Origin of the sequence: Hahella sp. CCB-MM4 (assembly GCF_002260525.1) — a bacterium.
Lineage (GTDB): Bacteria > Pseudomonadota > Gammaproteobacteria > Pseudomonadales > Oleiphilaceae > Hahella.
This window is the reverse complement of record NZ_MRYI01000005.1, coordinates 1-13,020: the sequence shown is the minus strand read 5'-3', so window position 1 is coordinate 13,020 and position 13,020 is coordinate 1. Positions and strand designations below refer to the sequence as shown.

Below are 13,020 nucleotides of genomic sequence, written 5' to 3'. Positions count from 1 at the left end.
TGTTTATTTGTGGAAAGGCGCTGGTTGATTCACGTCTAATTGCCTGTTAGTATCCGCGCACTTAATGATCAAGTTTAGATGAAGACGAAGGCCATGAACCTGAATACAGCAAACACAAAACGCAATGTTGCAGCAATTTTAGTCGCTCGCGACAGCGCATGTATTCTGGTTTTGAAAAGATAGCCTTCGCTACAACGGAGGCTTAGTGGCCTCCGGTAAGCATCAGGAAACCCCGGTAGGTCACCCTATCGGGGTTTTTTCGTTTATAACCCCTTGAGTAATTGACTCTAACAGACGAAGCACTAACGGGTTACACCATGAGAACGTATGACAAGTACATCGCCGCAATAGTCCCTGCCCAAGGGCCGGAGTTCTCGTGCCTATCCCTTGGTGCTGCATTTTCTCTCCCATGGAATCTTCAAAGCGTAACGCAGGATCTATGCGGCAGATCAAAAGATCGGGAAACCACATAATGCTCCCATGACACCTCTGGTGCCCTGGGAGTGAAATTTCCGACAGGGCTAAGGAACCTGTTTGGAATTCATATATCAGGTTTTCAGAGGTTTGTTATGAAACTTCAAAAGTTAAGAAATATTGGAATTGTTGCACACGTAGACGCGGGTAAAACGACGTTGACTGAACGTCTGCTGTATTTCACTGGTACTCATCATAAAGTCGGTGAGGTTCATCATGGGAATGCGGTAACCGACTATATGGTTCAGGAGCGAGAACGTGGCATCACGATAGCCAGTGCGGCTGTCACCGTGGGGTGGCGCGATCATCGTATCAACATTATTGATACTCCGGGGCATATTGATTTCAACATCGAGGTTAATCGTTCTTTAAGAGTTTTGGATGGTGCGGTGGTGGTATTTGATTCGGTCGCAGGCGTAGAGCCTCAGTCCGAAACCAATTGGCGTCTGGCTGACAAGTATCACGTACCGCGGATCTGTGTGGTCAATAAAATGGATCGTGTGGGAGCAGACTATCTGAGAGTGATCGACATGATACGCAACCGCCTTGGTGCTTTACCGTTGGTGTTGCAATTGCCGGTCTTTGAAGAAGATCTCTTTGTTGGCTTGATTGATCTTGTGAACATGACGCTGCACAGATGGAGCAGTGAAGATGGTTGGGAATACCTCTCTGAGGAGATATCCGGTGATTACCTGGAATCGGCCCTGCATTATCGTGCTCTGTTGGAAGAACGCATCGTTGAATTGGATGATGAGATCATGGCGTCCTGGCTCGAAGGTGAGCCATTGGATGCTGCGGAAGTTGGACGATTGATCCGTCTTGGTACGCTTGCTGGCAGCTTCGTCCCGGTGTTCTGTGCTTCGGCGTTTAAGAATGTTGGTGTACAGATGCTGTTGGACGCTGTAGTGGACTATCTGCCATCGCCACAGGATGTTAAAGGCACAGTGGGTATGGATACGAATGATGGTGAACTCATTATCGAGTCCGAGGAAGCTGGTGCATTTGCTGCTTTGGCATTCAAGGTCGTGAATGACAAGCATGGAGCATTAACTTTCGTTCGTGTCTATCGTGGCTCGTTGGAGGCCGGATCCCGGGTACTAAATAGCTGTTCCAATAGCTATGAACGTATAAGTCGGATATACGAGATGCAGGCAGATCGCAAAGTAGCTAAGGATCGGATCAGTGCCGGCGATATCGTTGCTTTGGTTGGGCTCAAACATACTATGACGGGCGACACGCTCTGTGCCGCTGAACAACCGATGATACTTGAGCGTATCAGTGCACCTGAGCCGGTGATGGATATCGTGCTTGAGCCGAAAACCAGGCAGGATTATGACCGTATGTCGGATGCCTTGAGAAGCATCGTCAATGAAGATCCCAGTTTAAGGCTCGGAGCAGGAAGTGACGGTGAGACGCTCGTATCAGGAATGGGAGAGTTGCATCTGGAAATTGTGGTGGATCGCCTGAAAACGGACTTCGGCATCGATGTCAATGTTGGTCGGCCACAGGTGGCTTATAGGGAAACATTGACGGAGATGGTTGAGGTGAAATATCTCCACAAGAAGCAGAAAGGCGGAGCCGGACAATATGCCCAGGTTACTCTGCGTTTTGAGCCACTTGAAGGTGATGACATAGAGTTCGAGAGCCAGATCGTTGGTGCTGCGATACCCAGGGAATATATTCCATCGGTGGAAGAAGGTATTCGTATGGCTGCAATGAATGGAATGCTGAGAGGCTATCCGTCGGGTGGATTCAAAGCTGTTCTGTTGGATGGTGCATTCCACGCTCAGGATTCTTCCCAGCTTGCGTTCAGCATTGCAGGCCGAGAAGCCTTTAAGGAAGCTGCCAGGCTGGCAAAGCCGACACTGTTGGAGCCTTTGATGGCGGTGGAAGTGGTTTCACCCCAGGAGCATGTTGGTGACTGCATCGGTGATCTTATGCGTCGTCGTGGATCTATCGTGCAGCAGACGATCAGGGGAGAAACTGCGGTGATCGCTGCGGAAGTTCCGTTATCTGAGATGTTTGGATATATCGGAGACTTGCGGACGTTAACTGCCGGCCGCGCAAACTACTCAATGGTTTTTGACCGTTACGTACCTGTGTCCGAAATCATTGCTTCCAAGAAAGCAGGGTAGCTTTTGAGTGATCAAGGAGCGGGAAATCCCGCTCCTTTTTTTATGGTGAAGTTCTTTCAAATGAATACAGTTGCATGTCTTTTAATACAGCTGAATGTCTTCTAGTTCAGCAGCAAAGCTCCACTGTGATCCGTGCATTTCAGCTCTCGTGAGTTTCGGGCGCAGACTTTACTGTTATACCCTTCAATCTCCGAGACTGATCCAATGTTAATGGTTTGTACGCTTGTAGAATTAATATAATCACCCCAGCAGACTATTTGGCCGTTAGTCCTTAGGGCGCATGAGGTGCCCCATCCGGCGTGAAGATCAACCACATCATTGAGCCCGTAGGGTGCATCAAGCACACCAAGGTTGTTGGAACCCCAGCACTCGACTCCATTGTCATCCGCAACGCAGCTATGGCCGGTTTCTGATGTGTTGGGATAAACACCTCCGACAGCGATTGCCCGTGGATTAACCAGACCATAGTGAGAGTTCGCCTGTCCATAGCGGTTATCTCCCCAGCAAACGGCATGGTCACCATCAATCACACAGTTATGCGCTGTGCCTGCAGCCAGTAGAGTGGGGCTGGCAAGATTCGAAGGTACGTTCAACAATCCGTACTGGTTACTTCCCCAGCATCTGACAGTTCCGTTATCGATTGCGCAGGTCTGGTAGGTTGCGGCTTTTATACTGGTGACGTCGCTTAGATCTGACGGATAGCTCAGATTTGAGTCTGCTTTGCCCCAACAATGCATGCCGCTTTCGCCCCACACACAATTGTGATGGCGGCCTGCGCCAATTTCCTTGGGAGTCACAATTCCCTGTGGAATGTTGAGGACTTCGGGTTCGTTAAGGCCGCTTCCGAGGCACATGGCTTTTTCTGCACTGATTCCACAGACATGGTCTTGACCCACTGTGAAGTCGTTCATTTTGTACCAGATGGCGGACTGGCCATAGTTGTTGCTTCCCCAGCAAACATAGGTGCCCTTGATGGTCGTTGCGCAGTTGTTGTAAGGGCCGCTGTGAATGAGTGCAATGGGTTCGAGGTTCGCTGGAATATCCAGCTGACCGGAGCTGTTTCCTCCCCAGCACCTTGTCTGGCCAATATCGTTTACCGCACAGGTGTGATAATAACCCGCGTCAATGCTGACAATGTTAACGAGATCTGAAGGCACATCTGTTTGTCCTTGATCGTTGTTACCCCAGCATCGCACCTGGCCGTCTGTCTGGAGCACGCAGGTATGCAGGCCGCCAACAGCAACTTCCGCAGGAGTGCCTATGTCACTGGGGACATCACTTTGGAAGGAATCGTTTCGCCCCCAACATTCAACGTTAACACCATTATGGGCACAGGCATGATACTGAAACATATCCACTTGCTTCAGGTGGGTGATGCTTAGAAGCGGGTTAGCCAGGCTGTATCCGTCATAACCACGGCATTCAATGGTATCAATATCTGTGATGGCGCAGAGGGTGTTCGCCAATGTCGCCATTGAAATGCTGACAGCGTTAATGATCGGGTTTGACTGTACATCTAATGTCAATGTTGGGTAGTCGTCTCCCCAACAGGTCACTTTCATGTCCTGCAAGGCACAATAGACGCGATTTCCGGTAGTGACAACTTTCGGTGCGGTGAGTGTGGTTGGGATGGCGTATTGTGTTGATAGTCCCCAGCATGTGATTTTGTTGTTCACGATGGCACAACTTGCGTTGTTACCCAGGGACAGGCTATCAATCAATTCCACTGGGATGCTATTGCTGTTTGTCGGGTCCGAGTCGTATTGGAATTCTTCCAGGTTGGAGTACCCGTCCGCATCCAGATCTCCATCGGAATCGAAGATACCGGGATCTAGCCCATATTTGAGTTCCCATCCATCATCCATTCCATCGTTGTCACTATCACGATTTAGAGGATCAGTGTTATAGATACTGGCTTCGTCGATATCGGAAAGTCCATCGCCGTCATCGTCCATATCGGCGTTATTGCCAATGCCATCCTGATCTGTGTCCACAGATTCTGTCGGGTCCAGAGGGAAAGCATCCTCTGTATCATTGACGTCGTCATTGTCATCGTCCATGTCGGCGTTGTTGCCGATACCATCTGCATCTGAATCTACTGATTCGCTGGCATCAAGTGGGAAAGCATCACTGGAATCATCAACACCATCGTTGTCATCATCCGAATCTGCGTTATTACCCTGACCGTCGTTATCAGTATCAACCCACTCTGCAGGATCATTTGGGAAAGCGTCGTCCACATCTGGGACGTTGTCGCCATCGTCATCTGTATCGGCGTTATCGCCGATGCCGTCTCCGTCCAAGTCTGACCACTCGGTAGGGTCAAATGGAAATGCATCGTTGATATCGAGAACTCCATCAGCATCTGAATCCCGTTGAGAGCCTGAGCAGCCGGTTGAATCTGCCGTTTCAGTATCTGGAGTTTGGGGGCACTGGTCCAGTGCATCGACAACTCCGTCACTATCAGCATCATGGGTATTCGGATCAATTTGGATGATCTTTAGATTGTCGACAGCGATGTCGCCCATATATCCCCCTGCAGCGACGGCTCGTAGTCTGACCTGGGAGGTGTTATAGCTGCTGAGGTCAACATCTGCAGCGGCATAAGCTGCACTGTTACTGGTTTGTTGCTGCCCGGAGATGGACCAGACGTTCTCTATCCAGCTCCCGTCGACAAGTGTGTCGACAAACAGCGTCCCGGTGTTTGCTCCATACATGTGGTAGTCGAATTGCAGATGGAGGTTTGAACCGTTGACAGTCGGCCCGAGTAGTATGGCGCTGTCACCAGCGGAGTAGGCTGACCCGGAGGATGTCTCCAGATAGGCGTAATAGGAGCTGCCATCTGCTCCTCCGGTTGGTCCGGTACCACTTGACGGAGTACCACTGGTTTGTCTGGTCCAGTTTTGATTATCCCCCGTGGTAACGTTGTTCCAATCTCCGAAGTCTGCTTCAAAATCAGTCGCACTCAGAGGGCCATCTACTACGTTGACGATCAACGTAACGGCTGTTTTCCAGTAGCCATCGAAAGCCGCCACCAGAAACTCATATTTGCCGGCGCTCCCTGCTTCAGGCGTCCCACTCAGTGTGCCGTCTTGAGCAACAGTTAACCAGTCAGCACCACTTTCCTTGCTGAAGGTTAAAGGATCGCCATTGGCATCACTTGCATAGGTGGCAATGCTTGATTGGTAGGGCTTCCCGGAAATTGCGTCGGGTCCGACCAGAGGGGTGTGATCGAAACTCGGAGCAACCGGACTGCTGGCCAGAGTGGAAATCTCCACATTATCAATGGCGATATCCCCACGATACCCTCCAACTGCAGTGGCGCGAAAGCGAATCTGTGAAACATTGTATTCGCTGAGATTGAGATCAACGGATCGATAACTTTCAGTCTCACTGGTCTGTTGCTGTCCGGAAAGAGTCCAGACATCATTGGTCCAGTTTCCGTTGTTCAGTACATCGACAGAGAGCGTTCCTATTTGCACTCCGTACATGTGGTACTGAAACTGTAAACGGACATCGTCGTTTGTTGAAATCCCCGGGCTCATGAGAATGGCAGTATCTCCCGCGCTGTAGGCCGAGCCGGAGGAGGTTTCCAGATACATGTAATACTGGCTGCCATCAGCACCGCTGGAAGGTCCGGTGCTGACTGAAGAGGTCATACCGGAAAGGCGGCTCCAGTCTTTATTGTCGTCGACACTAACGTTGGACCAGTTGCCTGGCCCGGATTCAAAATCATCAGAATAGAGCAGTGATGAGGCTGACGCCTGACCACTGATGTTAAGCAGCATTGAGCTGGTCAACAGTAAGTATTTCAGGTCCATACTTATTGATTTCCCTATAGGTTGATGTGATTGGAGTGTTGCAGGGTTATAGGTGAGTAACGTGGCGAAATTCGCCGTTGATGTGGCCACCAAGGGAGTTACTGATGGTTGAAATCAGATCCCTCTGAGTGTGTCATCGACCGATCTGGATTTGGTCTCGATAGATGCTCTGGTGACCGAGTTGGAGAGAGTTTTGAGTCTTCTTGCAGATGAGGTGGATTGAGGCCTTTTTCCCTTTCTTTGAAGCCTGGTATGGCGATCAAAACGCTTACACCAGAAGGCATATTGCAGCCTGGAATACAGGGTGGCAACAGGGTCGAGAATGGTCTTATTCATGCTGCTACATCCTTGATAAATATCAATTTTATCGTTGTCGATAAAGTCCGGTTATTATACCAGATCAGAAGGTCACAAACCACAAAATACTGTATAAATATACAAACATTTGTGACCGACTGTAGCTGTCCGGGAAGTGTGTTTCTGACGGGATTTTTGCAGGGAATAGTGGCGCTAAAATGGCTTTGAAAGGGCTCTTTGTGTCGAATGAGGATCGAGTGTAGCAGGCATCAGAAAGTGCCAGTGACGGATCAAACCGCCCCTGGCAATGAACTGGTTTCAGTAGCCGCTGGTGGAATGTCTTACCAGCCAGGGCCAGTGTTCATATTTGCGGAATCGCGCAATCGCATTACGCCCCTGGTCGCCGGAGTTGATGTTCTTGTTCACACTGTAGGCAATCCACTCACAGTAGTCCTTTTTGAACTCAATGGTGGAATAGCCGTGCTGAGTGCTGTTGAACATCTTGACGTGAGGGTTGGTAAGGCGAAGCGCGGACTCACTCAGAGCCTGCAGCAGGAAGTTGGCCACTTCAGGATCAGGGCAGGACTTGGTGACCATATCGGACAAGCCGGCTGAGGTGATGGAAGGCGTCATGAACTCCACACCCACCTGATTGTCCAGATGCCAGAAACTCAGATCCGCATAGTCTTTTTTGACCTGGGAGGCCATGTAGGTGTGCAGATCACCGGTCAGCACAACAAAGTTATCCACATTGTTGGAACGAACTTCATTCATCAGGATCTGGCGTTCAGCTTCGTAGCCATCCCAGGCGTCCACATTGAAGGGCAGTTTGATTTTGTCTCCCACTTCGATGCCCAGGCGTCCCATATAGGTCTGGTTGCCCAGGACATTCCAGCGGCTGTGTGAAGCACTCCAGGTGTCGATCAACCATTCCCGTTGCTGCTGGCCCATCATGCTCTGATTGGGATTCTCAAGATTGGTACACCCCAGGGGGACGTAACGCTCAAGAAAATCGCCTTCACCACAGGGATGAGGCGTTCTGTAGGTCCGTGTATCCAGCATGCTCAAATTCACCAGATCACCGAACTGAAAGTTGCGATAAATCCGTGAGTACTCATGTGGATGGGTGGCATCTTCATTCACCTGCACTCTGGCCGGAGCATATTCCAGCCATGCGCGTTGGGAGTCCAATTTCAGCTGGCGCTTCAGATCAAGACGATTGTTGAACTGGGGATCGGTAGTGTAGGGATGATCCGGACAACCCAGCGTATCGAACTGGTAATCCCAGTAGCAATCATTGCTGGTTTCGTTGTCATCAGTGGTCAGGATCCAGGTATGATTTTCCATAGCTTTCTGCAGGAAAGGATCCTGGCGATAGCTACGATATAAATGGCGGTAGTCTTCCAGGTTCATGGCGACGGTAAAGCCGCTGGGTAAAGCGATCAGCCGGTCTTCAAAAGGTAGATCCTGGAACCTGGGATCACCGACACTCTCATAGATAAAGTCACCCATGTGGAGGACAAAGTCGATGCTGGTGTCCTCCGCTACGTAGTTCAAAGCGCCATAATAGCCGTTGGTGTAATCCTGGCAGGTCAGAACGGCAAACTTCACCGAACTCAAGTCGTACCCTATGGCTGGGGCTGTTTTGCAACGGCCGGTACGACTGGCGGTGCCTTTGTACAAGAACCGGTAGTAATAATAACGGTCTGATTGAAGCTGGCCGTCGAGATCGATTTTCACCGTATGATCCCGGCGGCTGTCCAAGTCCTCACCATTCACCATCCCTTCCACAACAATGTTATTGAATCCGGAATCGGTCGCGACCTGGAAGTACAGTTTTTCTGATGCTTCGTATTGGCTGGCTCGGATATGAGTCCACAACATCACACCAGAAGACGTCGGGTCACCTGAGGCAACCGACAGGTCAAAGATATTGGATGGATCATGGTCGTTGACTGGAAGCGGGGCTGCAGCCGAAGATGCTTTCCAGTTCAGTGCATCGGCGGCATGAGCGCCCTGGCTTTTGGACAGGACATAAGGGGTCGCCATACCGGCGGCTATCATGCCGAGGAATTTTCTACGATCGAAAGTGGGCACAGTCATCTCCTAACGGATTGTTATGTCATCCGGGTTGTTATTTCATCAGAGCATCAGGACCTCTTTAGTGATTCCTTTCGATCCTGAGAGGGTGTTATTTTTTCAAACGAGCGTTTTAATTTAACGGGTGTCTGTGAAGGGGATATGACTGTTTGATTGCAATGACATCAGGCTGTCCCCTCTGATGCTCGTTTCTATCTGAAATTGCTGTTTTTCGTTGGAAACATCGCATCAGCTGGGAGAGTGGAGTTTTTTTTGATTCGCAGAGTGATTCCTGTTGTCTAGGATACATGCTGATCATAGTTGGGGTTGGACTGTGCCGGGGAGATCCCATGATTCGGGTAACTATGATGAGGTCTATCAGAGATAAGCCCCAGGTTGGCCACAGCCCATTGGCCTACATTTACCCACACATCCGGACCCGGACAGGAATCGTGTTTCCCGCGCCCCCGGCCCTGAATTTGTCCATGAGGGTGGATATACCGCAAGTTCGGCAGGTAAGCATCCAGCCACCTTAGGAGCCTCTGGCCGGCTAAAATTGCCTGGCGGCTGAGTCGGGTACCTTGAGGTGTCGCTTGGTGTCCATAACCACCCTCAAACTCGATATCAACGCCGTGGCGCCCTGACACGCTGTTGAGTATGAACTGAACGTCATGGGTATAGATGATCTCGCCTGTGGCTCTCACCACAAAATGGGCAATAACATGGTCAAGGGAATGATCGCTGTGAATATCTCCGTCAGTAGCCTCTCCTGGTAACTGTGCGGGATGAAACGCTGTAATTTGATGCAGGATGACCGTATTGATGTCTGTAGGAGCCCGATTGAATGATGCTCTCCTGACGTCAAATGCTCTGCGGGATTCACTCATCCTGCGTGCTGAGGTTCCGCGCCCGTATATAGGCCTGGGACCGCCTCCGGCAGATGGTGCGTGGGTTTCGTCTGCGGCGGCTGTTCTGCGGTCTCGCATACCTGGAACGTAGATATTCATTCATCCTCCTGATTTTTCAGGTATAAAAAGTAGAGTCCTATCCAAGTCTCAAGACAGCCGGGCGAGAGACATTCGACCCTAATCATAAGAGCATAGGGCCGGCGTTAGATAGGACCTCTTTCACAACACTGAGCAATAGGGATTACTGATCGAACTTTCCATCCTGCTCACGACAGCCTTGCGCCAACTCGACCGTCAGACTCCAATCATCCAGCCAGAAGTTGGGGGCGACACCACCGTCAAAGTTAGTTACTTTCCAGTCCACTTCGATGGGAACAACTTTGGTTGTATCACCTTGGCTATTCATGATGCACATATGACGATCCATGGCGTGGGATTCCCAGGAGGCCGTGGTTTCCGAACCACTATCTGTGCTATCGAATGCGTAGGTATCCGGTGGAAAGCTTGATGCTGCCGGTGAAGCTTCCATTCCATCCACCATGATTCTGACTTCACACCAATCCTGGGCAACACTATTCAGCTCGTTACACCGGGATTCTGCCGTAAAGGCCAGATTCACCAGAACGTTCTTACCTGCGGGGACGGCGATCTTGGTTGCTGCTCCAGGTAGGGGAATGAACTTCTCCGACGTGGTTGTCTGCGGCTTGGTGCTGGTAATGGCTCGTTTGAAGTAATGGGCTCCTGCTGTATAGATTTTAAAATCCGCTTCTTCCAGCTTTGGATTTGCCACCAGGTCATCGGGCAGCTCATAGCTGAGTGGAACCTGAGGTGTGAGTTGACGGATCTCATCCGGACCCGCTGCCGTTGCGGTTTGAGAGGCAATTACCGCTGCAACGATGACGGAAAGGGACGTGGCTCGTTTCATAGTAAATCTCCATTTATTGTTTGATCGAATTACGCTCGTGTAGAACGTTTTTCAGTTATCGCTGATCAGGAGATGGTTTTCAGTGCATAAATTGGGGTTGGTTTTGTGAATTTTTGCCATAATGCCGGCCGATTTTCAGATGCTGTTGACCTGTCTATAGGTTCAGCCCTTAGGCTGTCTCCCTAGAAGAGCTTGACCCTGTAAGAGAATGAGGAATCCAAATGACACATAAATCCAGCCATCTAGACGACGAGACTTTTCTGGCACAATTCGAAGGCCAGACTCTGGACCCGGCGTGCTTTGATCACCTGGGACATATGCGGCTGGCTTGGTTGTATCTAAACCGGTATGACCTCGAAACAGCGGTCGAAAGTACCTGCCGTGGGATCAAACTCTATGCGGAAAGCCTGGGCGCAACCCAAAAGTTTCATTACACCCTGACGGACGCCATGGTGCGGATTATGGCGATGCGATTCGGGAAATCAGGCTTCGACAGTCTGGAACAATTTCTGGATATGAACCCTGATTTGGTTAATGACGCACTTGGAGTGATTCATCAGTATTTCAGTGAAGAGTGGTTGGCTCAGGATTCTGCGCGTTGTAGCAGAGTTGAGCCGGATTTGAGGTCTTTTGCGAATTAGATGAGTCGATTTACTTTAGGAGATTGCTACATCTTCAAGTTGTACCAATTTCCCCTCAGTAATTAACTGCCATCCTTCAAAAATTTGTATGATATTTTCATCATTATGGACGGCAACCCCCAAGGTTCGCTCTGACCTCCAATCGTTTTCCAGTGTTTTGTCATGGTGTTCATGAGGAATGCCTTCACTACATTGCTTGCATAGGACTTTTATGCCGGTTGTCCAATCTTCAAAGTAATGCTTTGAGTTATCGAAAAGGTCGCGTAAGACTCTCAGGTCTTCATCACTTTTAATAATCACTGAGGCTGTGACTGTCCTAAAATCAGATGCTTTAAATAACTCCAGCACATTGAACACCGGGTAGTCTCGATCCTTAATCTTTCGATACCCAACGGCTGCACCGTCATGAAGAACAATATCGTGATGTCTGAATCCGGATTCTTTATAGGGAATACTTTCTATTATGGCTCTTACTGGATCTATCCTGGTGGCCCAAACGACCTCACCAGATTCATCAGGATTCAATCGAATAGGTGTCATGCCAAAATTCATATTGATCGGCCCTGAATTTCCATCAAGTTCCAAACCGTTCTCAGCCCAGGCCTTGCGTGCGATATCCCATTTTCGCAGAGCTGTCGCTGCTATCGCCAAATTCCATCTTGCCGCTTCATCATCAGGGGCTAGCTCGTAAGCTCTAGTGTTGAACTCAAGGGATTTTTCCCATTCACCCTGGTATTTATAAATGAGTCCAATGTTGTAGAAACAGGCTGAATTCTCAGGGTCTAGTTGTATAGCTTCCAGGTAGGTGTTGATGGCTTCTTCATCTTTTCCCGATTCACTTAATGCTTCTCCTTTATCGAGAAGCTTTTGGGCTCGCCTTTTGTTGAGATTTAGAAAGTTCATGATGTCTATCCTGGTGAAAGTGGAGCGCTAGAACATGCAATAGGTAAGGGAATTGTACTAAATTTCAGGTTGTCTGATTTTTTCAAAAAAGGCTTCATCAGACCCCGTCTCAAAATCTGTATTTTGCCTAAGAGTTAACATGTTGCTGACAGCATGCAAACTGCTTTGAGTCGGATCGATCATGTTGTTCCAGTAGAAAGCCTGAATGTAGGTAATCCTGCTATTTTTGGGAATATCAAACAACTGTTGGATATTGTGCTCCGCCTCTATACATTCATCGGGAGCGATAACGATCAGTTCAGGTGGAACGATTTTATATTCTGGACCTTTAAAGCGGATAGGAAATCCACTGATTTCAGACACAGAAAACCGTAGATAATAGTACTGAGGGATCAGTAAATTGCGGACTTCCAGGTTGCTATCAGAAACATTGCATAGCTCAACGTGAACTATGGTGCTGGAGGTCCTTAACCAGCTTATTGAAAGGCTCAGTGGTTGCTTATTTTCGGTAACTGAAACTGTCGCACAGGAAGCGGATAGTCCCGTAACGAAAATTATCAAATAAGCTTTCAATAGCTTCTTTAGATTTATTGGCAAGCACTTTGTCTCCGCGTGGTATTTGCTGCACCTTATCACATACCCGGTAAAGAATGAGGTACAAAGTTCGTCTGGGGTATTGGATAAATTGATGCTTGGTTCAATATAGCTAAGGAGACTCTGAATAACTCCCCAAATCAGTCATAATACGGCCAAGCTAACTCATCAGGAATACTTTCCATGGAACAGATGACCTTCTCCGAAGCCGAATACCAGAATAAGAAGCGTAAAACCCGTCGG

At 49.2% G+C, this 13,020-nt stretch carries 9 protein-coding genes; 2 read left to right on the top strand and 7 right to left on the bottom strand.

The annotated features are described in order from the left end of the window. Positions 1-569: 569 nt before the first annotated feature. Entirely contained in the window at positions 570-2,609 is a 2,040-nt protein-coding gene (gene fusA, locus BTA51_RS11235; RefSeq protein ID WP_094707795.1) for an elongation factor G, read from the top strand. Between the two features lie 101 nt (positions 2,610-2,710). Here fusA and BTA51_RS11230 read toward each other — a convergent pair whose 3' ends face one another. From BTA51_RS11230 to BTA51_RS11210, 5 genes are all read right to left on the bottom strand, one after another. Continuing rightward, positions 2,711-6,430, bottom strand: a complete 3,720-nt coding sequence (locus BTA51_RS11230; RefSeq protein WP_094707559.1) for a putative Ig domain-containing protein — start codon at positions 6,428-6,430, stop codon at positions 2,711-2,713. A gap of 114 nt (positions 6,431-6,544) precedes the next feature. Next, complete coding sequence (locus tag BTA51_RS11225) at positions 6,545-6,766, bottom strand: hypothetical protein (RefSeq protein ID WP_094707558.1); 222 nt, start codon at positions 6,764-6,766, stop codon at positions 6,545-6,547. A gap of 279 nt (positions 6,767-7,045) precedes the next feature. Continuing rightward, positions 7,046-8,830, bottom strand: a complete 1,785-nt coding sequence (locus tag BTA51_RS11220) for an alkaline phosphatase (protein ID WP_246841006.1) — start codon at positions 8,828-8,830, stop codon at positions 7,046-7,048. 275 nt (positions 8,831-9,105) lie between these two features. Then, a complete protein-coding gene (locus tag BTA51_RS11215; protein WP_094707556.1) occupies positions 9,106-9,813 on the bottom strand; it encodes an N-acetylmuramoyl-L-alanine amidase in 708 nt (235 codons plus the stop codon). Positions 9,814-9,955: 142 nt separating this feature from the next. Further along, positions 9,956-10,639, bottom strand: a complete 684-nt coding sequence (locus tag BTA51_RS11210) for a hypothetical protein (RefSeq protein ID WP_094707555.1) — start codon at positions 10,637-10,639, stop codon at positions 9,956-9,958. A 221-nt stretch (positions 10,640-10,860) separates the two neighbouring features. On the opposite strand from BTA51_RS11210, the gene BTA51_RS11205 reads away from it, so the two are divergent. Next, on the top strand, positions 10,861-11,280 hold the full coding sequence (locus BTA51_RS11205; RefSeq protein ID WP_094707554.1) for a hypothetical protein: 420 nt from the start codon (positions 10,861-10,863) through the stop codon (positions 11,278-11,280). Between the two features lie 15 nt (positions 11,281-11,295). Here the strand turns inward: BTA51_RS11205 and BTA51_RS11200 are convergent, their stop codons facing one another. Both BTA51_RS11200 and BTA51_RS30490 read right to left on the bottom strand, forming a co-directional pair. Then, on the bottom strand, positions 11,296-12,183 hold the full coding sequence (locus BTA51_RS11200; RefSeq protein ID WP_094707553.1) for a tetratricopeptide repeat protein: 888 nt from the start codon (positions 12,181-12,183) through the stop codon (positions 11,296-11,298). 57 nt (positions 12,184-12,240) lie between these two features. Then, complete coding sequence (locus BTA51_RS30490; RefSeq protein ID WP_210404817.1) at positions 12,241-12,780, bottom strand: hypothetical protein; 540 nt, start codon at positions 12,778-12,780, stop codon at positions 12,241-12,243. Between the last annotated feature and the right edge of the window lie 240 nt (positions 12,781-13,020).